24 protein-coding genes are annotated in these 25,284 nt (G+C 71.1%); 10 read left to right on the top strand and 14 right to left on the bottom strand.

From position 1 onward, the window contains the following. Positions 1 to 222 precede the first annotated feature (222 nt). From ACFYM0_RS31915 to ACFYM0_RS31905, 3 genes are all read left to right on the top strand, one after another. Positions 223 to 861: a LysE family translocator gene (locus ACFYM0_RS31915; RefSeq protein ID WP_388507395.1), complete on the top strand. Its 639-nt coding sequence runs from the start codon at positions 223 to 225 to the stop codon at positions 859 to 861. Positions 862 to 885: 24 nt separating this feature from the next. Next, positions 886 to 1,473: a hypothetical protein gene (locus ACFYM0_RS31910; RefSeq protein ID WP_388507393.1), complete on the top strand. Its 588-nt coding sequence runs from the start codon at positions 886 to 888 to the stop codon at positions 1,471 to 1,473. Positions 1,474 to 1,712: 239 nt separating this feature from the next. Further along, the gene (locus ACFYM0_RS31905) at positions 1,713 to 2,612 is read left to right on the top strand and encodes a sigma-70 family RNA polymerase sigma factor (protein WP_388507423.1); all 900 of its coding nucleotides are present in this window, start codon (positions 1,713 to 1,715) and stop codon (positions 2,610 to 2,612) included. Positions 2,613 to 2,742: 130 nt separating this feature from the next. On the opposite strand, the gene ACFYM0_RS31900 is transcribed toward ACFYM0_RS31905, so the two are convergent. Both ACFYM0_RS31900 and ACFYM0_RS31895 read right to left on the bottom strand, forming a co-directional pair. Next, positions 2,743 to 3,531 (bottom strand): DUF4239 domain-containing protein, encoded by a 789-nt coding sequence (locus ACFYM0_RS31900; RefSeq protein ID WP_388507390.1) that lies wholly within the window; start codon positions 3,529 to 3,531, stop codon positions 2,743 to 2,745. Between the two features lie 74 nt (positions 3,532 to 3,605). Beyond that, positions 3,606 to 3,902 (bottom strand): hypothetical protein, encoded by a 297-nt coding sequence (locus ACFYM0_RS31895; RefSeq protein WP_388507389.1) that lies wholly within the window; start codon positions 3,900 to 3,902, stop codon positions 3,606 to 3,608. Positions 3,903 to 4,028: 126 nt separating this feature from the next. On the opposite strand from ACFYM0_RS31895, the gene ACFYM0_RS31890 reads away from it, so the two are divergent. Further along, positions 4,029 to 4,205, top strand: coding sequence for a hypothetical protein (locus ACFYM0_RS31890; protein ID WP_388507386.1), 177 nt, complete (start codon positions 4,029 to 4,031; stop codon positions 4,203 to 4,205). A gap of 35 nt (positions 4,206 to 4,240) precedes the next feature. Here the strand turns inward: ACFYM0_RS31890 and ACFYM0_RS31885 are convergent, their stop codons facing one another. From ACFYM0_RS31885 to ACFYM0_RS31845, 9 genes are all read right to left on the bottom strand, one after another. After that, entirely contained in the window at positions 4,241 to 5,818 is a 1,578-nt protein-coding gene (locus ACFYM0_RS31885; protein ID WP_388507383.1) for an APC family permease, read from the bottom strand. Positions 5,819 to 6,081: 263 nt separating this feature from the next. Further along, entirely contained in the window at positions 6,082 to 7,578 is a 1,497-nt protein-coding gene (locus tag ACFYM0_RS31880; RefSeq protein WP_388507380.1) for an aldehyde dehydrogenase family protein, read from the bottom strand. Then, complete coding sequence (locus ACFYM0_RS31875; RefSeq protein ID WP_388507421.1) at positions 7,575 to 9,314, bottom strand: amidohydrolase family protein; 1,740 nt, start codon at positions 9,312 to 9,314, stop codon at positions 7,575 to 7,577. Before ACFYM0_RS31875 ends, ACFYM0_RS31880 begins: the two co-directional genes overlap by 4 nt. A gap of 202 nt (positions 9,315 to 9,516) precedes the next feature. Beyond that, entirely contained in the window at positions 9,517 to 10,638 is a 1,122-nt protein-coding gene (locus ACFYM0_RS31870; protein ID WP_388507378.1) for an LLM class flavin-dependent oxidoreductase, read from the bottom strand. A gap of 127 nt (positions 10,639 to 10,765) precedes the next feature. Continuing rightward, entirely contained in the window at positions 10,766 to 11,551 is a 786-nt protein-coding gene (locus ACFYM0_RS31865; RefSeq protein WP_388507375.1) for an SDR family NAD(P)-dependent oxidoreductase, read from the bottom strand. 31 nt (positions 11,552 to 11,582) lie between these two features. Continuing rightward, positions 11,583 to 12,530 carry an LLM class F420-dependent oxidoreductase gene (locus ACFYM0_RS31860; protein WP_388507373.1) on the bottom strand — a complete coding sequence of 316 codons (948 nt, stop codon included), beginning with the start codon at positions 12,528 to 12,530 and terminating at the stop codon, positions 11,583 to 11,585. Between the two features lie 265 nt (positions 12,531 to 12,795). Further along, the gene (locus ACFYM0_RS31855) at positions 12,796 to 14,037 is read right to left on the bottom strand and encodes an FG-GAP-like repeat-containing protein (RefSeq protein ID WP_388507371.1); all 1,242 of its coding nucleotides are present in this window, start codon (positions 14,035 to 14,037) and stop codon (positions 12,796 to 12,798) included. A gap of 117 nt (positions 14,038 to 14,154) precedes the next feature. Continuing rightward, a complete protein-coding gene (locus tag ACFYM0_RS31850; RefSeq protein WP_388507368.1) occupies positions 14,155 to 15,384 on the bottom strand; it encodes an FG-GAP-like repeat-containing protein in 1,230 nt (409 codons plus the stop codon). 322 nt (positions 15,385 to 15,706) lie between these two features. Next, entirely contained in the window at positions 15,707 to 16,903 is a 1,197-nt protein-coding gene (locus tag ACFYM0_RS31845) for an FG-GAP-like repeat-containing protein (RefSeq protein WP_388507365.1), read from the bottom strand. 59 nt (positions 16,904 to 16,962) lie between these two features. Here ACFYM0_RS31845 and ACFYM0_RS31840 point away from each other — a divergent pair, with 59 nt between their 5' ends. Next, a complete protein-coding gene (locus ACFYM0_RS31840; RefSeq protein ID WP_388507362.1) occupies positions 16,963 to 17,622 on the top strand; it encodes a hypothetical protein in 660 nt (219 codons plus the stop codon). Here the strand turns inward: ACFYM0_RS31840 and ACFYM0_RS31835 are convergent. From ACFYM0_RS31835 to ACFYM0_RS31825, 3 genes are read right to left on the bottom strand one after another with little or no spacing between them, the layout of a single operon-like run. Further along, a complete protein-coding gene (locus ACFYM0_RS31835; protein WP_388507360.1) occupies positions 17,594 to 18,484 on the bottom strand; it encodes a hypothetical protein in 891 nt (296 codons plus the stop codon). The two genes, ACFYM0_RS31840 and ACFYM0_RS31835, sit on opposite strands and share 29 nt — an antisense overlap. 42 nt (positions 18,485 to 18,526) lie before the next feature. Further along, a complete protein-coding gene (locus ACFYM0_RS31830) occupies positions 18,527 to 19,777 on the bottom strand; it encodes a sensor histidine kinase (protein ID WP_388507357.1) in 1,251 nt (416 codons plus the stop codon). Then, positions 19,774 to 20,463: a response regulator transcription factor gene (locus ACFYM0_RS31825; RefSeq protein ID WP_388507355.1), complete on the bottom strand. Its 690-nt coding sequence runs from the start codon at positions 20,461 to 20,463 to the stop codon at positions 19,774 to 19,776. The genes ACFYM0_RS31830 and ACFYM0_RS31825 overlap by 4 nt, the downstream gene beginning before the upstream one ends. Positions 20,464 to 20,553: 90 nt before the next feature. Between ACFYM0_RS31825 and ACFYM0_RS31820 the strand changes: the two genes are divergently transcribed. From ACFYM0_RS31820 to ACFYM0_RS31800, 5 genes are all read left to right on the top strand, one after another. Next, positions 20,554 to 21,078 carry a hypothetical protein gene (locus ACFYM0_RS31820; RefSeq protein ID WP_388507353.1) on the top strand — a complete coding sequence of 175 codons (525 nt, stop codon included), beginning with the start codon at positions 20,554 to 20,556 and terminating at the stop codon, positions 21,076 to 21,078. After that, a complete protein-coding gene (locus ACFYM0_RS31815) occupies positions 21,075 to 22,286 on the top strand; it encodes a peptidoglycan-binding protein (RefSeq protein WP_388507351.1) in 1,212 nt (403 codons plus the stop codon). Before ACFYM0_RS31820 ends, ACFYM0_RS31815 begins: the two co-directional genes overlap by 4 nt. After that, the gene (locus tag ACFYM0_RS31810; RefSeq protein ID WP_388507350.1) at positions 22,283 to 23,059 is read left to right on the top strand and encodes an ABC transporter ATP-binding protein; all 777 of its coding nucleotides are present in this window, start codon (positions 22,283 to 22,285) and stop codon (positions 23,057 to 23,059) included. Before ACFYM0_RS31815 ends, ACFYM0_RS31810 begins: the two co-directional genes overlap by 4 nt. Then, positions 23,059 to 24,297: an ABC transporter permease gene (locus ACFYM0_RS31805; protein WP_388507348.1), complete on the top strand. Its 1,239-nt coding sequence runs from the start codon at positions 23,059 to 23,061 to the stop codon at positions 24,295 to 24,297. The genes ACFYM0_RS31810 and ACFYM0_RS31805 overlap by 1 nt, the downstream gene beginning before the upstream one ends. A 301-nt stretch (positions 24,298 to 24,598) precedes the next feature. Continuing rightward, positions 24,599 to 25,252, top strand: a complete 654-nt coding sequence (locus ACFYM0_RS31800) for a DNA alkylation repair protein (protein WP_388507418.1) — start codon at positions 24,599 to 24,601, stop codon at positions 25,250 to 25,252. The last annotated feature ends 32 nt before the right edge of the window (positions 25,253 to 25,284 follow it).

Here is a 25,284-nt window from a genome sequence, read left to right as displayed (position 1 = left end):
GGCGGGGACCGGTGGGGGCGCCTTTGTGGGCCCGCCCCACGCCGAAAGAACACTGGACTACCGGGACGCCCCCCGAACCCCTGTCAAAGCCACCACCCCACCCGCAGCACAAGCCGGCCACCCCCACACCCCCACCCACCCCCAGTCCCCCCACCCCCACTCCCACCCCGCCCACCTGAAAACCCCTTCCCCTCCCACCCCCCGTCCGGAACGATGAACTGCATGGTGTCCACTGACCGGCTGCTGGCGTTCGCCGCCATGTCGTTGCTGTTGATCGTCATTCCCGGGCCGAGCGTGCTCTTCGTCATCGGGCGGGCGCTGTCCCAGGGGTGGCGGGCCGCGCTGATCACGGTGGCCGGGAACACCCTGGGGGCGTACGTGCTCGTCGTCGCCGTGGCTTTCGGCGTGGGGTCGGTCGTGGAGCGGTCCGTGCTCGTGTTCACGGTGCTCAAGCTCGCGGGGGCCGCGTACCTCGTCTACCTGGGGGTCAAGGCCTTCCGGCAGCGGCATTCGCTGCGCGCGGAGTTCGGGGCGGGCGCAGCCGAGTACGGGAACTGGCGGTCGCTGTGGGAAGGGTTCGCCGTCGGGGTGGCCAATCCGAAGACCATCGTGTTCTTCGCGGCCGTCCTGCCGCAGTTCGTGGACCGCGACCAGGGGCACGTCACCTCCCAAATGCTGCTTCTCGGGCTCGTGTTCAACCTCATCGCCGTAGTCTGCGACAGCGCCTGGGGCATGGTCGCCGCGACTGCCCGCAGCTGGTTCTCTCGGTCGCCGCAGCGGCTCTCCGCCGTCGGCGGGGCCGGCGGGCTCGCGATGATCGGTCTCGGTGTGACCGTCGCCGCGACCGGGCGCAAGGACTGATCCGAAGACTCCCCAGGGGGAACCATGCGCGTCCGCTTACCGCTCGCCTCGGCCGTCACCGTCGGCATGACCTGCGCCTTCGGCGCGGTCCTGCTCACCGGATGCGCGGGGGAACCCGAGATCACCCCGCCGAAGACGAACGTGAGCTTCAAGCCCGCGCCGACCTTCACCGCCCCGACCCCCAGCGCCACGGGGCCGGTCAACCCCGGCCCCGGCGTGATCCAGTGGTACGGGACCGGCGGCGAGAAGCTGCTCCACGGGTTGATCTCCGCAGCGCGAACCGCCCGGGGCCAGCACGAGGACGGCAAGATCATCATCGATCTCGGCCCCTTGTCGGACCGGCTGGAGGAGGCCCGGGGGTACACCGTCGCCTACATCCCCGAGCAGAAGACCCACGACACCTGGACCAAGGCCCGCGAGCACCTCTCCTCCGGCATGGGCAGGGTGTTGAACGCCTCGGGCCTCGCCGTGTCGCCGACGAACAAGGAGAAGGCCGCCGAGGCGGCGGCCAGCGGCTGGGCGGAGATCAGCGAGGGGATCCAGGGACTCAAGGAGACCGACGACCGGCTCCGCGCGCTGGGCTGCATGCCGACCGAGGACCCCTGGAAGTAGCGGAGTTCCGGCGAGGCCGGATGAGACCGTACGAGGCCGGACAAGACCCCGTGCGAGGCCGGATGATCTACTGAATCGACCGGTCGGGGACTCAGTACGGGGGCATGCGCGTGGACGCGAACGTGAACGTGAACGCGAACGTCGACACGAACGGGGAGAGGAACGCAAGCGGCGACGGGAACACGGACGACGGGAACACAGACGGCGCCACGCACCTCCACCCGGACGGCCAGCACCTCCTGGCCCTCCGCTTCGAGGAGCACCGCTCCCATCTCCGGGCCGTCGCCTATCGGATGCTCGGGTCGATCGGTGAGGCCGAGGACGCGGTCCAGGAGGCCTGGCTGCGGTTGAGCCGTACCGACGTCAGTGACGTGGAGAACCTCGGCGGCTGGCTGACGACGGTCGTGGCACGGCTGTGTCTGAACGGGCTGCGGGCCCGCGAGACCCGCCGGGAGGACTCACTCGACGACCGGCTGGACGGGCCGGGCGGGGTCGGCCGGCCTCCCCGGATGCCCGACCCCGTCCTCGCCCGCGAAGGCACCGTCGACCCCGAGCACGAGGTGCTGCTGGCCGATTCCGTCGGGCTGGCGTTGCTCGTGGTGCTCGAATCCCTCGCTCCGGCGGAGCGGCTGGCGTTCGTCCTGCACGACATGTTCTCCGTGCCCTTCGACGAGATCGCCCTGATGCTCGACAGGACACCGACGGCCACCCGGCAGCTCGCCAGCCGTGCGCGGCGCCGCGTCCAGGGCCGGGCGCCCGCGCCGGATCCGGACCTGGCCCGGCAGCGCGAGGCGGTCAGCGCGTTCTTCTCGGCCACCCGCGACGGGGACTTCGACGCGCTCCTCGCCCTGCTCCACCCCGACGTGGTCCTGCGTTCCGACGGCGGCGTGGCGCGCGCCGGCCAGTCGGTGGTGCTGACCGGTGCCCGGACCGTGGGGTCGCAGGCTGCCCTCTACAACACGCTCGCCCCGTTCGTCCGCCCCGTGCTCGTCAACGGGGCCGCCGGCGTGCTGTGCGTGGTCGAGGGCCGGCTGATGTCGGTGATGGCCTTCACGGTGACCGACGGCCGGATCACCGCCATCGACGTGCTCACCGATCCCGACCGGCTGGACCTCATCGACCTCGGCCCCCTCACCTGACGGGCCCGTACCCTCTCGTCCATGATCGACTCACGTGCGCACGTCCGGATCGCCCGGCCCGGCCCCGCCCGCCGCCGAGCGGCGGCGGGCGGGGCCGGAAGCGGCGGACGCCCGCCGGAAGCGGCAGTCCCTAGCGCCAGAACTGCGCCAGTGCCGCGTCCTTGTACGGTGCGGGGCTCACGCTCAGCTCCCCGGCGAAGGGACGGTCGAGGGCCATCACCAGCAGCAGGCTGAAGCCGATCAGTCCCGCCACCGCCGAGACGAACAGCAGCTGCATCTTCAGGCTCCGCAGCCCGAAGAGGAAGGTGAGCGGGAGGATCACCAGCGCACCGCCGTACACGAGCACTTGGAGCAGCGGCGGCAGTGAGGTCTCGGCCATCGTCACGCGCGCCCGGCGCTGTGCGGCCACGTCGTTGAGGCGGCCGACGGCCTCTCCGTAGAAGGTCTCGCTCCGGGGGCCGGAGGGCTCGTAGGCCTGGAGTGCCCTGTACAGGGCGTGCGTCTGGTCGGCGGTGGCCTCGTAGCTGGGCCGGCCCTCGCGCATGAGGGGCCACTGGATCTCCACGACGGCGTGGACGTAGTCGCCCACCGCCCGGTCCACGCGGGCGCGTTCTGCAGGCGGGAAGACCTCCGCGCTGCGGACGACCAGGGCCAGATCGGTGGCCTCGGTCGCGACGATGGTCTGGGTGTTCTCCAGTTGCGTCCACAGGGTGACGACGACGAAGGCGAGGATGATGCCGTAGATCGCGCCGAACATCCCGAGGGCCACCCCGACCATCTCGTTGTGGTCGCCGTCCGCGAGGTGCGGGAAGCGACGGCGCGCGGCCATGCTGCCGCCGATGGCGAGGGCGACGAAGCCGCCGACGAGGAGGACACCGAGGAGGAATGTGCTGAGGTGATTGAGCAACCAGAGGATCATGTCCTGCCCAACGACCACCCCGTCGGCAGGGCCCGCCCGGAAGTCAGCGCGAGCGGCCCCCGCGCGGCTTGACCTCAGGCACGCACCTTCGGCGGCTTGGGGAGTCCTGCGGACAGCGCGGTCCCGGCTCCGCCGAGGGAGGCGTCGGTGGCCTTCGACGCGGAACCGGCGGCTCCGGCGGTGATCTCCACGGCCGTCTTCGCGTCCTTGACGGCGCCTCCGGGGTGGTCGACGATCTCGCCGACGCGCTGGGTGATCGGGGGCCCCTGGATGGCGGGCTCGTCGGCGGCGTGCGCGACGGCGGGGCAGAGGGCGAGGGCCGCTCCTCCGGACAGGACGAGGGCGGCGAGGCTGCGCTTGATGGCGTTCATGCCCGTCCCAACGACCCTGCCGCGCCCCGAGTCACCGCTCCGGCCCCCTTTGGCGTGAGATCGGGGAAGGTACGTGGACCGGGAAGCAATCGTCGTGGAGCTGACACAGCAGGAGGAGGCCACGCCGTGAGCCCGACACCCCACCTGGAGCGCAGTGAGGGCGGGACCCTCGCCGCCTGTGCAGGCGCCCCCGGCGGGGGGCCGAAGATCGTCGCCGAGTTCGGTGACGAGCGGTACGCCCTCGGCCGGCAACGCCCGCGGCCCCGGATCGGAGGATCGATCCGGGGCCGCGGGCGTGCATGACACAGCGGGGGGGGAGGGGCTTGAGGGCCCCGGGGTCAGTCCTGGACCACCAGGGACGGGGTGGACTTCGTCAGGACCTCGCCGCGGAAGAAGGCGGGGCTGCGGCGTTCGGTGACGAACATGACCACCAGGCCGAGGGCCAGCAGGCCGACGCCGATGATGAAGACGCTGCCGACGCCGAGGACCGTGGAGCCGGATCCGTACGACGGGTTCCACATGTCGATCAGGGTCTTGAAGAAGACGGTCGCCAGGAGCAGGCCGCCCAGGACCGGGAAGACGCCCTTGAAGAAGAGGTCGCGGGTGGAGCGGCGCAGCTCGGAGCGGAAGTACCAGGCGCAGGCGAAGGCCGTCAGCGAGTAGTAGAAGCAGATCATCAGGCCGAGCGCGAAGATCGTGTCGGTGAGGACGTTCTCGCTGATCAGGGTCATCACGGTGTAGAAGGCGCCGGTCGCGACGCCCGCCATGACGGTGGCGCGGCCGGGGGTCTTGAACTTCGGGTGGACCTTGGCGTAGGAGGGCGGCAGCGCCTCGTACGTGGACATGGCCAGGACCGTGCGGGCCACCGGGATGAAGGTGGTCTGCAGGGAAGCCGTCGCGGAGGCCAGGACGGCCACGAGGAGCAGGACGCCGAGCACCCAGGGACCCATGACCGGGCCGGCGAGGGCGGCGAAGACGTTGTCGGAGGTCTCCGGGTTGCCGAGGCCGAGGCCTTCGGTGCCGGAGCCGACGGCCATCTGGGCGGCGATGCCGGTGGCCAGGTACGAGCCGACGAGGACGACCATCGCGATGAGCGAGGCGCGGCCGGGGGTCTTGGCGGAGCCGGTGGTCTCCTCGTTGGTGGCCAGGCAGGCGTCCCAGCCCCAGTACATGAAGATCGAGAGCGAGAGGCCGGCGGTGAAGGCCGCCATGGACTCGACCGCGAAGGGGTTCATCCACTGCCAGGAGAAGTCCAGGCCGGTGTCGAAGGTGCCCGCGGAGGCCTTCTGGAAGGCCATCGCCACGAAGATGGCGAGGACGGCGAGCTGGAGGCCGACCAGCGCGTACTGGACGCCCTTGGTGGCCGTCATGCCGCGGTAGCTGATGGCGGTCGCGACGGCGATCAGGGTGAGGCAGGTGGCGATGTGGACGAGCTTGTTGTCGTCCAGGGCGGCGATCGCCGGGTTGCTCGTGATCTCGCCGGCCAGCAGCCAGAAGTAGGAGGTGGCGACGCCGGCCAGGTTGGAGAGCACGATGATCGTGGCGATCACCAGGCCCCAGCCGCACATCCAGCCGATCCGCGGGCCGAAGGCCTTCACGGTCCAGGTGAAGGAGGTGCCGCAGTCCGGCATCGCCTTGTTGAGCTCGCGGTACGCGAAGGCGACCAGCAGCATCGGCAGGAAGCCGGCCAGGAAGACGGCCGGCATCTGCACGCCGACCTCTCCGGCGGTGGACCCGAGGGTCGAGGTCAGGCAGTAGACGGGGGCGACGGTGGAGATGCCGATGACGGCGCTTCCCACGAGGCCGACGGAGCCCTTGCCGAGGCCCTTGCCCCGTACGTCACCATCGGAGCCACCCCGGGGGGCGGCTCCGTTTACCGTGTCTCCGGCCTGGGGCCGGACGTCCAGCTGTGTCATACCTCAGGACGTTAGACGCTGCGTTTTCCACATCTGGAGGACCTAAGTCCGGATCCCCGCACGGCCAAAGCCCTTGGAATCTCGAGGCCGAGAGTCTTCACGAGGATGTAATACAAGGTTCACAGGCCAGCCGATCATCGTTTCGGCAGGCCTGGACCTTTTATTTCGCCATGCGGAAACCGCAGCACTGTCCGTTTTGACCGGTTTCAAACTTTCCGGGTCAACATTTGGTCAAGCCGAGAACCTCCGGCCCGGAATTCCGCTCAGGCCCAGACGATCGACTGCATCTCGCTGTAGGCGTGCAGTGCGTACGAGCCCACGTCCCGGCCGACCCCCGAACGCTTGAAGCCGCCGAACGGCGCCTCCATGTTCCGCCCGATGGTGTTCACCCCGACCCCGCCCGCCCGCAGCCGCCGCGCCACGCGGAAAGCACGGGCCGCGTCCGCGGACCACACGTAGCTGATCAGGCCGAAGTCGCTGTCGTTGGCCAGCGCCACCGCCTCGTCCTCGTCCCCGGCAGCTCCGTCGAAGGGGACGACCACGACGACCGGCCCGAAGATCTCCTCCCGGACCACGCGCATGTCGTTCGTGCAGTCGACGAGGAGGGTCGGGGCCACGTAGAAGCCCTTCCCCGCGGCGGCACCCTCACCCACCACCGGGCGCTCGCCGCCGAAGGCGATCCGGGCGCCCTCCTTCTTGCCCAGCTCGACGTACGACTCCACGCGGTCCCGGTGCGCCGCCGAGATGACCGGGCCCACCACGGTGCCGCGAACCGCCGGGTCGCCGACCTTCATGAAGGCCAGGTACCCCTGCAGCTTCTCCACCAGCTGCTCGTACACCGACCGGTGGACGATCACCCGGGTGGGAGCCGTGCAGATCTGCCCGGAGTAGAAGGAGAAGGTGGTGCCGATCCCCATCACCGCCGCGTCCAGGTCCGCGTCCGCGAGGACGATCGCCGCGCCCTTGCCGCCCAGCTCCATCAGCTGCCGCTTCATCGTGCGGCCGCACACCTCGGCGATCCGCTGCCCGACGCCGGTGGAACCGGTGAAGGACACCATGTCCACGTCCGGGGAGTCCACGGCCGCCTCGCCGACCTCCACCGAGGTGCCGGAGACCACGTTCACCACGCCTGCCGGGACCCCGGCCTCGTGCAGGGCCTCGGCCATCCGGAACACCGACAGCGGGTCCTGCGGGGCCGGCTTGACCACCACCGTGTTGCCCATGGCCAGCGCCGGGGCCACCTTGCCCGCCGGATTGGCCCACGGGTTGTTGTACGAGGTGATGCAGGTGACGACCCCGACCGGCTGGCGCACCTCCAGGGCACCGAGGATGCTCGCCGCACCCATCGGCCCGGCCTCGGTGACCTGCGGCGGCAGCCCGCGCTCGACCGGTTCCAGCGCGCCCTTCGCGTACCGGCGGAAGCGGGCCACGCCCACCCCGACCTGCATGCCGCGCGCGATCCCGGTGGGCGCGCCCGTCTCGGCCTGGGCGAGCGCCGTCCAGGGCTCGTACTCGCGCTGGATGATGTCCGCGGCCCGGTCCAGGATCGCGGCCCGCTCCTCCGGCTTCGTCCGGGACCAGCCCTCGAAGGCCGCCGCCGCGGCGCGCGCCGCGTCCTCGACCTGGCCGCGCGAGGCCTCGGGGGCCAGGCCGACGACGGATTCGTCGGCCGGGTTGACCACCTCGTAGTGCCCGCCCGCCGGCTCGACCCACTCGCCGCCGATGTAGAGCTTCTGCGGGTTGTCCGTAGCACTGCTCACCTGGTGCTCACCGTCCTCGTGTCCCGGCCGGAACGGAGCACGATCCCCGGGATCGCGCCCGTCACCTCGTCGTCGCGGATGGTCTCCACGCCGTTGACGCGTACGGACACCATGCCGATCGCCCGCGCGTCCAGCCGCGGGCTGTCCCCGGGCAGGTCGTGCACGAGCGTGGCCGGTCCCGCCTCGATCCGCTCCGGGTCGAAGAGCACCAGGTCCGCATGGAAGCCCTCGGTGATCCGGCCGCGCTCGCGCAGCCCGAAGAGCTGGGCCGGGTCGTCGGTGAGCATCCGTACGGCCTGTTCCAGCGGCACCAGCTTGCGGCCGCGCAGGCAGTCCCCGAGGAACCGGGTCGTGTACGGGGCTCCGCACATGCGGTCCAGGTGCGCGCCGGCGTCGGAGCCGCCGAGCATGACGTCCTCGTGCTGCCAGGTCTCGGCGCGCAGCGCCCAGCTCGCCGGGTCGTTGTCGGTCGGCATGGGCCAGAGCACCGTACGCAGGTCGTCGTTGGCGCAGATCTCCACCAGGCACTGGAAGGCGTCCTGGCCGCGTTCGGCCGCGATGTCGTTGACGACGCGGCCGGACAGGCCCTGGTTCGCCTCGCTGTAGGTGTCGCCGATGACGTAGCGCCCGAAGTTGGCCAGGCGCCGGAAGACCCCGGCCTCCTTGCTGGCCGCGCGGACCAGCATCTCGGCGCGCACGTCGGCGTCGCGCAGCTTCGCGATGCGCTCGGGGACGGGCAGGCCCAGGATCTCGCCCCAGCCGGGGATGAGGTTGAGGGCGCAGAAGGTGCCCAGCGACATGTTCATGGGGGTCAGGATCGGCATCGTCAGCGCGACGATGCGGCCGCCGGCCTTGCGGGCGCGCTCGCTGGGGATCAGCTGGCGCGGCACGCGCTCGGGGACGGAGGCGTCGATGGTGAGCACGTTCCAGTTCAGGGGCCGTCCGGCGGCCGCGCTCATCTCGACGAAGAGGTCGATCTCCTCGTCGGCGAACTGGTCGAGGCAGCCCGCGACGATCGCCTCGAGCTGGGTGCCCTCGTGCTCGGAGACCGCCCGGGAGAGCGCGAGGAGTTCCTCGGGCGCCGCGTGCCGGGAGGCGACGGGGGCGCCGGATCCGTCGGAGTGGGTGGAGGACTGGGTGGTCGACAGGCCCCAGGCACCGGCGTTCATGGCGTCGTGGAACAGGTCGAGCATCGCCTGCATCTGCTCTTCGGTGGGCCGGCCGCCGACGGCGTCCTCGCCCATGACGTACCGGCGAAGCGCGCAGTGGCCGACCATGAAGCCGGCGTTGACGGCGATGCGGCCGTCGAGCGCGTCGAGGTACTCGCCGAAGGTGGACCAGGTCCAGTCGACGCCCTCTTCGAGGGCCTTGAGCGCCATGCCCTCGACCTTGCTCATCATGCGGCGGGTGTAGTCGGCGTCCTCGGGGCGGGCGGGGTTGAGGGGGGCCAGTGTGAACCCGCAGTTGCCGCCCGCGACGGTGGTCACTCCGTGGTTCATGGAGGGGGTCGCGTACGGGTCCCAGAAGAGCTGGGCGTCGTAGTGCGTGTGGGGGTCTATGAACCCGGGGGTCAGGACGAGGCCGGTCGCGTCCTCGGTGGTGGTGGCCTCTTCGGTCACGGTGCCGGGCTCGGCGATGACGGCGATGCGGCCGTCGCGTATCCCGACGTCCGCCACGCGGGCGGGTGCGCCGGTGCCGTCCACGACGGTGGCGCCCTTGATCAAGTGGTCGAGCATGACGTCCTCTCCGACAGTGTTCACGTTGCGCGCCGCATCCTGGGGCTCCGCCCCGGCCCCCGGGAACGGCGCCGCACCTGCGGGCCACAGCCCAGGGCCCCGGTCGGGGTCCGCCGGGCCGGCCGCAGCCACGGCGTGACTCCGGCCGGGGCCGGTTGCGGGGCGGCGGTCCGGGAAGACGCCGCCCCCGTTCCCCCGCGGGCTACGCGCCTTCGCGGAAGCGGGTGGTGCGGTGCACCGGGTCGGTGTCGATGTGCGGGATGACGTGCTCTCCGATGAGCTTGATGGTGGTCATCGTGTCCTCGGGCGAGACGCCGGTCGGCAGACCGAAGGAGAGCTGGTCGGCGCCGGCCTCCTCCCAGCGCTTGCACTGCGCGCGGACCTCGGACGGGTCGCCGCAGATGAGCAGCTCCTCGGCGATCAGCAGCTCGATGATCTCCGCGTTGTACTCGGGGAGGATCTCGGGCCACTCGGGGATCATCTCGGGGCGCGGGAAGGTGTCGTGGTAGCGGAAGACCAGCGACTGGAAGCGGTTCATGTTGGCGTTGACGGCGATCTCGACGGCCTTGTCGTGGGTCTCGGCGCAGATCGCGGTCGAGGTGACCATGACGTTGTCGTTGACGAAGGCACCGATGGCCTTCGCCTCCTGGATCGCGGTCTTGTACTGCTCCAGCACCCAGGCCATGTCGGAGACCTTCTGGACGCTGAAGCCGAGGACTCCGAGGCCCTTCTTGGCGGCCATGGCGTACGAGGAGGGGGAGCCGGCGGCGTACCACATGGCCGGGTGGGCCTTGCCGTACGGCTTGGGGAAGATCTTGCGCGGCGGGAGCGACCAGTGCTTGCCCTGGAACCCCTCGTACTCCTCCTGGAGGAACATCTTGGGGAACTCGGCGATGGTCTCTTCCCAGATCTCCTTGGTGCCGTTCATGTCCTCGATGCCGGGAAGGAAGCCGAGGATCTCGTGGCTGCCGGCGCCGCGGCCGGTGCCGAACTCGAAGCGCCCCTTGGAGAGGTGGTCGAGCATGGCGACCTTCTCGGCCACCTTGACCGGGTGGTTGACCGGGGCGAGCGGGTTGAAGATGCCGGAGCCGAGGTGGATGCGCTCGGTGGCGTGAGCGAGGTACCCGAGGAACACCTCGTTCGCCGACAGGTGCGAGTACTCCTCCAGGAAGTGGTGCTCGGAGGCCCAGGCGTACTTGAACCCGGACTTGTCCGCCTGGATGACGTACTCGGTCTCCTCGATCAGCGCCTTGTGCTCTGCCTCGGGGTCGACCTTGGACCGCGCCTCAGGCACGTATCCCTGCACAAAGAGCCCGAATTCCAAGGGGATTCACCGTCCTTCTGTTTCTGACGTTGCGTCAGATTCGATGTCACGACTGTTCCATCGCGAGGGCGGGAGCGTCAATACCTGACGCTCCATCAGATATAGCCGGGGAGCCGCCGGAGCGGCGCTAGAGGATGCTGACGCCCGCCATCCAGCCGCCGTCGATCACGAACGGCTGGCCGGTGATGTACGAGGAGTCCTCGCTGGTCAGGAACAGCGCCAGCTTGGCTATCTCCTCGGGCTGCCCCACCCGGCCCATCGGCACCACGCGCTGGTAGAGCTCCGCCATGGCGTCCCGGGCCTCCTGCGGCAGGTCCGCCGGATTCGTGTTCCCGGGAGTGGCCATCGCGGTGTCCACGGCCCCCGGGCACATCGCGTTGACCCTGATGTTCTTCGCGGCCAGCTCCAGCGCGGCCACCCGGGTCAGGCCGAGGATCGCCGCCTTGGTCGCCGCGTACGTGCCCACGTACGCCATGCCCGTCAGGCCCGTGTAGGAGGAGGTGTTGACGATCGTGCCGCCGCCGGCCGCCTCGATCTCCGGAGCCACCGACTTGATGCCGAGGAAGGCGCCGACCTGGTTGACCTGGATCACCTGCTGGAACTCCTCCAGCGGGGTCGCGGTCAGCTCGTTGAAGCGCAGGATGCCCGCGTTGTTGACCAGCCCGTTCACCGGGCCGAAGGCCTCCTTCGCCGCCGCGATGGCCGAGGCCCAGTCCTCCTCGCGGCTCACGTCCATCCGTACGTACCGCGCCCGGTCCTCGCCGATCTCCTTCGCGACCGCCGTGCCCTGCTCGTCCAGCACGTCGCCCAGGAGCACCTTGGCGCCCTCCGAGGCGAAGAGCCGGGCCTCCTGCTCGCCCTGGCCGCGCGCGGCACCCGTGATGATGACGACGCGTCCGTCCAGCTTGCCCATGCGTTTGCCCCTAGTCGCTCGTCGCTCGTCGCTAGTCGTTGAGAAGGGGTCCCACTTCGGACCCGAAAGCCGTGATCTGGTCGATGAGTTCGGCCCGGTCGCGATTGCGGAAGCGGACCTGGATCTGGTCGATGCCGATCGCCTTGTACGCGCGCAGCGACTCGGCGAGCGCCTCCGCCTTGCCCGTGAGGGTCCGCCGGCCGGTCTCCCAGCCGGGCTCGCCGACGTACAGCGGCGCGGTGATCGCGCCGAATTCGACGGGTCCGGTGATCCCGGCCTCGGCGCGGAGCTCCTTGATCCGGGCGATCTGCGCCGGGAGCTTGTCGAGCGGGTCGCCCTGCGGGAGCCAGCCGTCGCCGCGCACGGCGGCCCGGCGGACGGCGGCGGGCGAGGAGCCGCCCACCCAGACGGGGATCCGGGTCTGGACGGGGCGGGGCAGCTGCCCCAGGTCCTTGAAGGAGAACAGCTCGCCCTCGAACTCCGGATACTCCTCGGGGCCGAGGGCGGCGCGCAGCGCGTCGAGGGTCTCGTCGAGGACGGCCCCGCGGCGCGCGAAGTCCACGCCGAGCACCTCGAACTCCTCCTTCACGTGCCCGGCGCCGACGCCGAGGATCAGCCGGCCGCCGGAGAGGTGGTCGACGGTGGCGTACTGCTTGGAGCTGAGCAACGGGTGGCGCAGACCGAGGATCGCGACGTGGCTCAGCAGCCGCACGTTCTCGGTGATCCCGGCCAGGAAGGAGAGGGTGGCCACCGGGTCGTACCAGACGGTGCTCATGGGGCCGGCCATGTGCCGCGGGATGGCCACGTGGTCGCAGGTGGCGACGTACCCGAAGCCGGCCCGGTCGGCCGCCCGCGCGACCGCGGCGAGGTCGGCCGCGCCGGCCGTCGCCTCCCAGGGCTCGGCGTAGATGGTGCTCTGCGACTGGATCGGGAGCTGCATCCCGTAGACCAGCCGACCTTCCGGAAACACGCGCGCCATGGGCCGTACCCGCCTCGTCCTCGACTGCCGATTCGTCATACCGGTGCGGGGGCCATCGTCGTAGCTGACGGTCCGTCAGGCAAGGGGTTGACGCGAAGACGGCGGCCCGGTGGCCGTCGGGCCGAGCGGGCGATCTTGTGCGGCGGGTCCGCCGTGGATCGGGCCCCGACACGCAGGAGACCCCGCGCCCGGAGGCACGGGGTCTCGATGTACGGGGTCTCGATGTACGGGGTCTCGATGCCCGGAGGGACTCGGTCCCCGGGGGTCAGAAGACGCGGACCCGGTCGGCCGTGTCCCAGAGCATGCCGGCCTCCGGGCCGCGCAGGCTGCCCTTCCCGGTGCCCGGGTAGGTGAAGGCCTGCCAGTCGATGGGGCGCATCAAATCGCTGATGCCGTCGGCGGTGGCGTCGCCGGTGGCCACGATCGGGGCGTCCGTCGGCCAGGCGTACGGCAGCTGCTTGCGCGCGCCGAAACTGCCCGCGCCGTTGCCCGGGTAGAGCCACAGCCGCCGAGAGCCGTCCCTGGCCGCGAGGTCGGCGCGGCCGTCGCCGTTGAGGTCGCCCGGCGAGACGAGCTGGTTCATGGTGTTCCAGCCGCCGCCCAGGTTCTTGCGCGTGCCGAACCAGCCCTTGCCATTGCCCGGGTACGACCACAGCGTGCCGGCCGTGTCGCGGGCGAGCAGGTCGCCGCGCCCGTCACCGGTCAGGTCGCCGGCCGCGCTGATCTCGCGCATGGCGTTCCAGCCACCGCCCAGACTCACCCGGTTGCCGAAGCCCCCGGTGCCGAGGCCCGGGTAGAACCACAGGACACCGCCCTTGTCGCGGGCGAAGATGTCCTCCTTGCCGTCCGAGTTGTAGTCGCCGTGCCGGACGAGCTGGGTCATGGCGTTCCAGCCACCGCCCAGGAACTTCCCCTGCGTACGGCCCTGGGCGTCCCGCTTTCCGGGCAGGAACCACAGGCGGCCGTCGTCGGCACGCTCCAGCAGGTCCGCGATGCGGTCGTTGTCGAGGTCCGCGAAGTTCGCGACGGCCGGAACCGGCGCGGGCCGCGGCTGGTCGGGCCAGGGCGTCCAGTCCATGTACGGGACGCCCTGGATGGCCTCGTACGAGGTGGTGGCGATCCGGATGGAGCTGATCGCGTTGTCGAAGCGGCCCATGATCGAGCCCTCGAGGTCATTGGACCCGTTGTACGGGGTCACGTACAGGTAGTCGCCCGAGAAGTTCGCGTCCGGGTACACGGTCGCGTACAGGCCGCTGTTGTTCACCAGCGAGGAGATCTTGTTGTTCCAGGTGCCGAGCGAGGCCTGCGGGGACGAGAAGGTCTTCATCTCGCCCGTGAAGTCGTCGCCGGCGAAGACGCAGAACTTGCCCGCCGGGCAGCGCTCGGAGTTGTCGGCCGCGGCGGCGGTGGGCGCCGCGGTGACCAGGGCCGCCACCGAGGCGGCCGTGGCGACGGCCGCGCCGAGGGCGCGGCGCAGGGAACGGATTCGGGAACCGGGTCGGGTCATGGGGAAGGCGGTCCGATCTGAACTGAAGTCCGGAGTACGAAGACTGAAGGGGGTGGCGAGAACCGGGCGGCCGGGCCACGGCCCGGGAGGAACCGGGCCACTGCCCGGGCCGCGGGCTCAGAACACGAGGTGCGCGTCCGAGGCGCTGCCGATGACCTTCGAGCGGCCGAGGTGGCCGTCCTTGGCACCCGTTCCGGGGTACAGGATCAGGTGGTTGTCGGCGTGCGAGTGCGCGAGGAGGTCGGCTCGCCCGTCGCCGTTGTAGTCGCCGATGCCCGCCAGCTCCTTGAAGCCGTTCCAGCCGCCGGTGCCGATCAGGCTGCGCGTACCGAAGCCGCCGCGGCCGTTGCCCGGGTAGAACCAGAGCCGCCCGGAGGTGTCACGGGCCACGAGGTCCGAGACGCGGTCGGAGTTCATGTCGCCGGCGCCGACGAGCTCGTTCATCACGCCCCAGCCGCCGCCGAGGTTCTTGCGCGTGCCGAACGAGCCCTTGCCGTTGCCGGGATACATCCACAGCGTGCCGGCCGTGTCGCGGGCGAGCAGGTCCCGCTTGCCGTCACCGGTGAGGTCACCGGCCGCGGCGAGGTCCCGCATCCCGTTCCAGCCGCCACCGAGCGCGGTGCGCGTACCGAGGGCCGAGCCGGTGCCCGGGTAGAACCACAGGGCGCCGTCCCTGTCGCGGGCGAAGACGTCTTCCTTGCCGTCCGCGTTGTAGTCGCCGTGGCGGACGAGCTGGGTCATTCCGTTCCAGCCGGTGCCGATGCGGTGGGTCTTGTTGTTCTCGTTCGCGTTCACGGCCCACAGCGCGCCGTACCGGGTGCGGCCGACCAGGTCGGTGCGGCCGTCGCCGTCGAGGTCGCCGAAGGCCGTCTCGGGGGTCGGGGGCGCCGGACGCGCCGGCGGCTCCTGGCCGTACCACCACGACGGGTAGGTGGCGAAGGTGCCGCAGTCCTCAGCGTCCGGCAGGAGCTCGATCGAGCTGACGGCGTTGTCCAGGTCCGGACGCATGCTCTCGTCGAAGGACACCTGACCGCTGTAGTAGTGCGTGGCGCCATCCCAGCCGTAGTCGGGCCCGGGGCTGACGCACACCGTGTAGTCGCTGAAGTTGGCCAGCGAGCTGATGCGGTTGTCCCAGCTGCCGAGGCGGGCCAGGCTGCTCTTGACGATCTTCATGTCGCCGGTGCCGACGGGACCGCTGAACACGCAGACCTGGCCCCAGGGGCAGCGGTCGTAGCCGCCCGACGCCTGGGCGGCCGAGGCGCCGCCGAGCAGCCCGGCGGTGGTGGCCAGCGCCGTGGCGGCGGCGAGGAGAGCGCCGCGGACGGCGCGCGGAACGGAAAGGGTCACAGATCCCCCCGGATGTGTGTGAAACAGCCGCGTTCGCACAGGCCCGCAGGCGCCGGCCCCCCTGGAACACGGATTCGAGTGTGTGGATCATAGCCCCGGCCTCCTCCACCGAGACCCGGGGCCGCCGGCATCGGGCTCTGGCGGCGGAGCCGCTGACGGCGCGCGGTCTGGAAGGCCGGGACCCCCGCGCCCGGAGGCGCGGGGGTCTCGATGCTCGGGGCGAATCCCCCGGTGTCAGAAGACGCGGACCCGGTCGGCCGTGTCCGAAATGCAGTCCGTTCTGAACGGTGGTGGTGGGACCGGGTGGCCTGGCGGCCGTGCCTCAGAAGACGAAGTGCGCGTCCGAGGTCTGGATGACGGCCACCGCGCGGCCGAGGTGGCCGTCCGATGCACCCGTCCCGGGGTACATGCGTACGGAGTTGTCCTGGTGCGCGTGCGCCAGGAGGTCGGGGTGACCGTCGCCGTTGTAGTCACCGACCCCTGTCAGCTCCTTGAAGCCGTTCCAGCCCCCGGTGCCGATCAGGCGCCGGTCGCCGAAGCCGCCGCGGCCGTTGCCCGGGTAGAGCCACAGCCGGCCGGTCGTGTCCCGCGCCACGAGGTCGGAGCGGTGATCGGAGTTCATGTCACCGGCACCGACCAGCTCGTTCATCACGCCCCAGCCGCCACCGAGGCTCTTGCGCGTACCGAACGAACCCTTCCCGTTGCCCGGGTACGACCACAGCACACCGGCCGCGTCGACCGCGAGCAGATCCCGCTTGCCGTCACCGTTCAGGTCTCCGGCCGCAGCCATGTCACGCATTGCGTTCCACGTGCCGGGGAGCTGGACACGCGTACCGAGGCGCTTGCTGGTGCCGAAGCCGGTGCCGGGGTAGAACCACAGGGCGCCGCTCTTGTCCCGGGCGAACACGTCCTCGTTTCCGTCACCGTTGTAGTCGCCGTGGCGCAGCATCTGGCTCATCCCGGTCCAGCCGGTGCGAATGCGTTCGAACGGTTCGGTCGCGTTCCACTCATGTGCGGGGGCCCAGTACCAGACCTCGCTGTAGCGGTTGCGGGCGAGCAGGTCGGCGCGGCCGTCACCGTTGAGGTCGCCGAAGGCCTTCTCGGCGGCCGAGGAGGAGGGCCGCAGCCGCGGCGACTGGTCGTGCCATGTCGAGGGGTAGTAGGCCAGACCGCAATCGTCCTGCTGCCCGTGAAAGAGCTCGATCGAGCTGATGTTGTTGTCCAGATCCGGGCGGTCGCGCTCGGCCAGGGACACCTCTTCGTCAGGGTACGACCTGCCGTAGTCCTCGTAGTCCTGCCCGGCGCTCAAGCACACCGTGTACGTGCTGTAGTTGGCGATCGAGCTGATGCGGTCGTCCCAGTCGCCGAGGCTGGGCAGGCTCTTCGTGAGGACCATCATCGAGCCCGTGCCGGCCGACCCGCTGAACACGCAGACCTGCCTCTGGGCGCAGCGGTCGTACCCGATCGCCGCCTCGGCGGACGAGGCGGTGGCGAGCAGGCCGCCGGTGGTGGCGAGCACCGTGGCGGCGCCTCGCAAAAGGCTGTGCAGGTGCAAGGCCGACCGCTAGGGTGCCGCGCGTGGAACTGTTTCTGACGCTGGTCAGCGGGGTGGCGTGGACCCTCGTGTACGCCGAGGCGATCCGGGTGGGGCTGCGGGACCGGACGTACGCGATGCCGGTCGCGGCGCTCGCGCTGAACTTCGCCTGGGAGTCGACCTACGCCGTCAACGACGTCCGTACCGGCCTCTCGGCCCAGGGCGTCGTCAACGTGGTGTGGGCCCTCGCCGACATCGTCATCGTGTACACGTACCTGCGCTACGGGCGGGCCGAGCTGCCCGGCTTCGTGACCCGGCCGCTGTTCGCCGCCTGGACCGTGCTCCTCTTCGCGAGCGCCTTCGCCGTGCAGTGGCTCTTCCTCGCCCACTTCGGCGCGCACGACGCGAGCCGGTACTCGGCGTTCCTGCAGAACCTGCTGATGTCCGGGCTGTTCATCGCCCTCTATGCGAGCCGGCGCGGCCCCCTCGGACAGTCCCTGGTCATCGCGGTCGCCAAATGGATCGGCACGCTCGCGCCGACCTTCCTCTTCGGCGTCGTCGAGGACGCCCCGTTCATCCTCGGCCTGGGGCTGATGTGCGCGGTCTTCGACCTCGCGTACATCGTGCTGCTGGCCCGGAACCCGGCGGGCGGGCGGCCCGACGTCGCGGCGGAGCTCAGAAGCCCCGCGGCCCCATCACGATGACCGGCTTCGCCGCCGGGTCGAGCGTCTGAAGGACCTGCTTCATCGCAGTCTTCGGGATGCCCACGCAGCCCTGCGAGGGGCCGTCGTGGTCCACGTGGAGCCAGATGTTGCCGCCCTTCTCCTCGCCGTCCGGCTTCGTCGGGTCGAGCGGACTCACCCCCGTCTTGCGGTTGAAGTCGATGGCGACGACGTAGTCGAAGGAGCCGAGCAGCGACTCGCCGTTGACCCCGCGGCCCGTCGCCACGAAGGAGCCGTCCTGGTCGTACGGGAACTTCGTGCCCTGCGGCTTCGCCAGCAGCCCGCCCGCGTCGGTCAGCGCGAACACGCCCTCGGGGGAGGTCAGGTCCCCGTACGTACGCTCCGTGGACCAGCCCTTGGCTCCGTTGCGCGCGGGCCAGCTGTGGCTCTTGAGCCAGTCGGCGCCGGTCGCCGGCCGGGTGTACAGGGCCGCGGTGGACTCCGAGGAGTTCCTGGCCTTGCCGGTGACCAGGATGAGCTGGCGGGCGTCCGCGGGGATCTTCGCCCGGGTCTGCTCGCTGACCTCGGGCAGGCCCTGGAAGGGGTCGCGCTCGGCGGCCCGCGCGGCCCGGTCCTCGGCCGGCGGCCGGGCGTCGGCGGCGGCCAGGGCCGCGGCGTTGGCCGGCGGGTCCTGGGCGAGGTACAACCAGCCCGCACCGAAGCCGAGCAGCCCCAGGGCGGCCGCGAAGGCGAGCGGGCGCGAGCCGCGGGCACCCCGGGAGCCGCGCGCGGCACCGCCGGCGCGCCGCGCACCACCGGCGCGGAAGCGCCGGGTCGGGCGGGACGCCCCGGGTGTGCGGGACGGACGGGACGCGCGGGAGCCGGCTCGGGCGTGCTTGCTCATTGACCCGACCGTACACAGCCGATCTTCATTTTTGTTGACCGGTCAAGCGCCCGGCGTTTCCTCGGCGGGTCGCGCCACCGGCGGCTCGGCCGGGAACCAGACCCGGACCATCAGCCCGCCGCCCGGTGCCGGGTTGGCCCGGGCCGTCAGTTCCGCGCCGTGCGCCCGCGCGATCGACGCGACGATCGAGAGCCCCAACCCGGCGCCCTCGCCCGCCGTATGCTGCCGCTCCGCCCGCCGCCGGAAGGGCTCCAGCAGCCGCGGCACGTCGCCCGGCTCGATCACCGGGCCGGTGTTGGAGACCGTCAGCACGCCCTCCCGGGAGGTCGCCACCTCCAGGCGGCCGCCCGCGCGGTTGTGACGTACGGCATTGGCCAGCAGGTTCCGTACGAGATGGCCGAGGAGGGTCCTGTCGCCCGCGACGGTCAGCGGCTCGAGATCCCGTACGACCAGCAGGTCCTGAGGGACCGTCCCCTGGAGGCCCGCGAGCTCCGCTTCCGCGAGGTCCGCCAGGTCCACCGGTTCCGTCGCCTCCAGTCCCTCCTCCGAGACGGCGAGCAGGAGCAGCGACTCGACCAGGTGCTGGCTGGAGTCGGCGACCTCGATGAGCTTGGAGCGGATCCGGGCCACCTTCTGCGGCGACGGCTCCCCCGCCAGCCCGATCTCGGCGGCCGCCCGCTGGACGGCGAGCGGGGTGCGCAGCTCGTGGGCGGCGTTCGCGGCGAACCGGCGCTGCGCCCCGACCATGTCCTCCATCCGGTCGAGCATCCCGTCGAAGGTGTCCGCCAGCCGCTTGAGTTCGCCGGGCGGGGCCCGGAGGCCGATCCGCTCGTGGAGGTTGGCGGCGGACAGGCGCCGGGCCGTCTCGGTGATCACGCCGACGGGGCGCAGGACGCGGCCGGCCATCCACCAGGCCAGCCAGATGGACAGGACGGCGAAGACGGCGAGGGCGAGGAGGGAGACGATCAGGAGCTCGTGGAGGGTGGCCTGCTCGACGGCCGAGGTCAGGTTGCGGGTGGCCCGCCACTGTTCGAGCTGTTCGGGGGTGGGGGTGGCGCCCGTGTCGAGCTTCTCGGCGGGGACGGGCAGTTTGTAGCCCGGGACCGTGGGCGGCGGACTGCCCTTGATGGCCGGGACGATGGTGGTGGTCATGACGGCGCCGCTGATGCGGGTGTAGAGGCCGTTGCGGAGCAGGATGTTGATCAGTGCGATGAGGCCGCCGCCCGCGAGGAGCAGCAGGGAGCCATAGAGGACGGTGAGACGGGCGCGCTCGGAGTGGAGCACTGCTCTCATCGTGGATCACCGATCCGGTGGTCGTCGCCGTCACCGATCCGGTATCCGGCGCCGGGGACGGTCTCGATCAGCGGCGGCTCCCCCAGCTTGGCGCGCAGCTTGCTCAGGGTCACCCGTACCGCGTTGGTGCTGTACGAGGTGTCCTCCTCCCACACCTGCTCGATCAGGTCGTCGCTGCTGAGGACCGCGCCCTCGGCGCGCAGCAGCGACTCCAGCACGGCGAACTCCTTGCGCGAGAGCGCCAGCCTGCGCCCCTCGCGGGTGGCGGTGCGCCGCGCCACGTCCACGGCCACCCCCGCCCGCTCCAGCACCGGCGGCAGGGCCGGCTGGGCGCGCCGCCCCAGCGCCAGGACGCGGGCGAGCAGCTCGTCGTAGGCGAAGGGCTTGGTCAGGTAGTCGTCGGCGCCGAGGCCGAGGCCCTCCACCCGGTCGCGTACGGTCCCGGAGGCCGTCAGCATCAGGACGCGGGTCAGCAGCCGCTCGCGCACCACCTGGCGGCAGACCTCGTCCCCGTGCAGGCCGGGCAGGTCGCGGTCGAGGATCAGGACGTCGTACGCGCCCAGGCGCAGGCGGCTCAGGGCCTCCAGGCCGTCGCTCGCCTCGTCGACGGCCAGCGCGTCGCCGCGCAGCCCCTCGGCGATCATCTCCCGCAGGAACTCCTCGTCCTCCACCACCAGAACTCGCATGCCGTCCTCTTTACCGGAGAGCGGCATTTCGCCGTTGTAAGCACGAGCCGTTAGAGAAGCGAAACCCGCTTCTCGCGCACGCTCGGGCCCATGAAGCGATCCACGACCATGACCACGGCCGCGCTCCTCACCGGCCTCACCCTCTTCGTCACCGCGTGCACGGGCGGCGCCGGCGGCTCGGACGGAAAGAAGGACGAGAAGGACAACTCCTCGAATTCGAGCGGCACGGGCGGCAGCGGTGGCGGTGGCGGTGGCGGGGCAGACGCCGACAACGCCCTCAAGATGCGCAAGTGCCTGCGCGAGAACGGCGTCGACGCCCCCGACCCGAAGCCCGGCGAGGACCCGCGCGGTATGACGCTCGGTGCGGGCATGGACCAGGAGGTCCTGAAGAAGGCCATGGAGAAGTGCGGGATGAAGGGTCCCGGCTCCGGCGGCGAGATATCCCAGGCGGACAAGGACAAGGCTCTGAAGCAGGCCAAGTGCATGCGGGACAACGGCTTCGACATGCCGGACCCGGAGTTCAACGGGAACGCCCGGACCGGTATCTCCCTCCCCGAGGGCGCCGACAAGGACGCCTTCATGGCCCAGCTGAACAAGTGCGGCGAGGACAAGTGAGGAAGCGCGGGCGGTGGCTCCTGGGCTCACTGGCCGTCGTGCTCGCCGTCACGGGCGGCGGGTACGCGGTCGTCGCCCAGGCCGGGACGGACGGCGGCAGTGGGGGCGGTAGCGGCAACGGCAGCGGCTCGAAGCAGGACCGCGCGGACGGACTGCCGGGGGCCACGCAGCCGGTCACGCGCGGCGACCTGAGCTCCGGGTTCAAGGTCGACGGGACGCTCGGCTTCGCGAAGGAACGCAAGCTCAACGCGGTGGGTGCGGACTCGGCGGGCGGAGCGGGCGGGGCCGGCGGAACGGGCGGAACCCCCGGCGCGGGAGCCGGCTCCGGCTCCGGCTCCGGCTCCGCGACCCTGACCTGGGTGGCGCCGGCCGGCTCCTCCGTGGAGCGCGACGGCAAGCTCTACGAGGTCAACGGGAAGCCGGTGCGCCTGATGTACGGCACCACCCCCGTGTACCGGTCCCTGAAGTCCGGGGACAAGGGCGAGGACGTCAAACAGCTCAAGCAGAACCTCCAGGCCCTCGGCTTCGGCACCGGCCTGGACACCACGGACGGCACCTTCACCGCCGGGACGGTCACCGCCGTCAAGCGCTGGCAGAAGTCCCACAAGGTGAAGGAGACCGGCGAGGTCGGCAAGGGCGACATCGCCTTCGCCTCCGGACCCCAGCGGATCCAGAAGAACGACATGGCGGTCGGCGACGAGGCCGCCGCCGGCAAGCCGGTCATGACCCTGACCGGCACCGAGCGGATGGTGCGCCTGCAGCTGGACGTGACCAAGGCGGGCAAGGTCAAGACCGGTGACCCGGTGACCGTGAGCCTGCCCGGCGGGGGCACGGGCAAGGGCAAGATCAGCTCGGTCGGCGCCACCGCCAACGGCGACGACCCGTCCTCGGGCGGCGGACCCGGGGGCGGCGGGGACAAGAAGCCGAAGGTCGACGTCGAGATCGCCCTCGACAAACCCTCCGAAGCCACGGGCCCCGACCAGTCCCCGGTCTCGGTGAGCCTGACGGGCGAGGTCCGTACGGGGGTGCTCTCCGTACCGGTCAACTCGCTCCTCGCCCTCGCCGAGGGCGGCTTCGGAGTCCAGGTCGTCGAGGACGGCAAGGTCCGTGAGGTCAAGGTCGAGCTCGGCATGTTCGGCCAGGGCCGGGTCGAGGTGAAGGGGGACGCCCTCAAGGAGGGCATGCTCGTGGGAGTCCCCGCGTCATGAACACACACGCCCACGCGGTCGTCGAACTGACCGGAGTCACCAAGGAGTACCCCGGCGGGGTCGCGGCCCTGCGCGGAGTCGACCTCACCGTCCTGAACGGCGAACTCCTCGCCATCGTAGGCCCGTCGGGATCGGGAAAGTCCACGCTCCTGCACATCGTGGGGACGCTGGACCGGCCGACCGCCGGCCGCGTCGCCATCGCCGGGTACGACATCGCGAGCCTCTCCGACCGCTCTCTGTCGGCGCTGCGCTCCCGCCACGTCGGCTTCGTGTTCCAGTCCTTCCACCTGGTACCGGGTATCAGCGCCCGGGCGAACGTCGCCGAGGGGCTGCTGTACTCCGGCCTGTCCCGCGCCGAACGCGGACGGCGGGCGGAACGCGCTCTGGAGCGCGTCGGCCTCGGCGACCGCATGGACCACCGGCCGCACGAACTCTCCGGCGGGCAGAAGCAGCGCGTGGCGATCGCCCGCGCGGTGGCGGGAGAGCCGGACCTGCTGCTCGCCGACGAGCCGACGGGCGCCCTGGACACGGCGTCCGGCGAGTCGGTGATGGAACTGCTGCACGAGCTCAACCAGGACGGGGCCACCATCGCCGTGATCACCCACGACAACGAGATCGCGGCGAGCCTGCCCCGGCAGGTCCGCATCCGCGACGGCGAGATCGTGGCGGACGTGTGGAACGCGGGTGCGGGTGCGGGCCCGGGTCCAGGCGCGGACGCGGGCGCGGGCGCGGGCTCAGGCGCGGGCCCGGAAACGCTGGGGGTGGGTGCGTAATGGGTTCCGGTACCCGTACGAAGTCCCGCGGGGCGGAGAAGAAGGCGCGCAAGCTGTCTCCGCCGCGCCTTGGCCCCCGCGACGTGTTCCACGTGGGATCGGCGGGGCTGCGCTCGCGGCCCATGCGCGTGTTCCTGTCCGCGCTCGGGATCGCGATCGGCATCGCGACGATGATCGCGGTCGTCGGCATCTCCTCGTCGAGCCAGGCCAAGCTGCTCCAGGAGCTCGACAAGCTCGGCACGAACATGATGGTCGCGACACCCGGCCCGTCGATGTTCTCGGGACAGGACACCAAACTGCCGAAGGACGCCCCCGGCATGATCGCCCGGATCGACGGCGTCGAATCGGTCGGCTCGACGGGCGACGTGAAGGAGTCCGTCCGCCGCAGCGAGAACATTCCGAAGGAGGAGACGAACGGCATCGCCCTCAAAGCGGCGAAGGACGAGCTCCTGAAGACGCTCCGGGCCCGGATGCACAGCGGAAGCTGGCTCAACGACGCGACGGGCCGCTACCCGTCCGTGGTCCTCGGACACGTCACCGCCGAGCGCCTGGGCATCACAGGGCCGGGCGGGCAGGTCTTCATCGGCGGGCAGTACTTCACCGTCATCGGCGTCCTGGAGCCCATCCCCCTCGCGCCGGAGATCGAACGCTCGGCACTGATCGGCTGGGACGCCGCCCAGAGCCTCCTGGGCTTCGACGGCCACCCCACGTCCGTCTACGAGCGCTCCGCCGACGATCGCGTCCAGCAGGTCCGGGGCCTCATCGCCAAGACGGCCAACCCGGAGAGCCCGAGCACGGTCGCGGTCACGGACCCGTCGGCGGCCCTCCAGGCGAAGGCCGCCACCGAGGGCGCCTTCAGCACCCTCCTCCTCGGCCTGGGCGGCATCGCCCTGCTGGTGGGTGGGGTCGGGGTGGCCAACACCATGATCATCTCGGTGCTGGAACGCCGCCACGAGATCGGCCTGCGCCGCTCCCTGGGCGCCACCAAGGGCCAGATCCGCATCCAGTTCGTCACGGAGTCCCTGCTCCTGTCGGGCCTGGGCGGCCTTGCAGGCATCGTGCTGGGCGGCGCGGCCACGGCGGTCTACGCCCGAGCCGGCGACCTCCCCTGGGTGGTCCCCCTCTGGGCCGTCACCGGCGGCTTCGCATCGACCCTGGCCATCGGCACGGTGGCAGGCCTCTACCCGGCGGTCCGCGCGGCCAGGCTGTCGCCGACGCTGGCGCTGCAGGCGGGGTAGGGGGCATCCGGGTACGGCCCCGGCAGGACCGTGACCTCGGCCGGAACGGACGCGCGGGGCGATCGGAGCATCCAGGGCCGGGCGCCTGGACACCCTTCCCGCGACCGTCGACCGCCGGTGTGAGCGAGAGGGTGACATTCAGCCCCTCGGAGTCGGTGGGCGCGACGGATCGCTGCACACGCTCGCTCGGCTTGGCGACTGCGGACCGGACGTGGCTGATCCGGGGAGGTGGCTGCGTAGGGTGCATCTCGTGCGTGAGGGAGAGGAGGGCGTGGTGGCTGGGACGGTGCTGGCCGAGGTGATGGCCGAGCTGGCCGCTTTGGAGGACCCCAAGGCGCGGGCGGTGAACGAGAAGCACGGTGACGATCACGGTGTGAACCTCGGCAAGCTGCGCGCGGTCGCCAAGCGGTTGAAAACGCAGCAGGAACTGGCCTGCGGGCTCTGGGAGACGGGTGACACGGCCGCGCGGCTGCTGGCGATCCTGATCTGCCGCCCGAAGTCCTTCGGGCGGGACGAGCTGGACGCCATGCTGCGCGACGCGCGCAGGCCCAAGGTGCACGACTGGCTCGTGAACTACGTGGTCAAGAAGAGCCCGCACGCCGAAGAGCTGCGTCTCGTGTGGTTCGCCGATGCCGATCCCGTGGTCGCGAGCGCCGGGTGGGCGCTGACCACCGAGCGGGTGGCCAAGAAGTCCGACGGTCTGGATCTCGCGGGCCTGCTCGACGTCATCGAGGCGGAGATGAAGGACGCCCCTGACCGCCTGCAGTGGGCGATGAACCACTGCCTGGCCCAGATCGGCATCGAGCACGCCGAGTACCGCGCCCGCGCACTCGCCATCGGCGAGCGCCTGGAGGTCCTGAAGGACTATCCGACACCCTCCGGCTGCACCTCTCCGTACGCGCCCGCCTGGATCACCGAGCTGGTGCGCCGGAAGGACGAGAAGACGGTGGGGTGACCGAAGGGGCCGTAAAGCAGTGGACAGCCCTC

It is taken from the genome of Streptomyces sp. NPDC006487 (genome assembly GCF_042870555.1).
GTDB lineage: Bacteria > Actinomycetota > Actinomycetes > Streptomycetales > Streptomycetaceae > Streptomyces.
The sequence above is the reverse complement of the archived record's forward strand: the minus strand, read 5'-3'. Positions and strand labels throughout refer to the sequence as shown.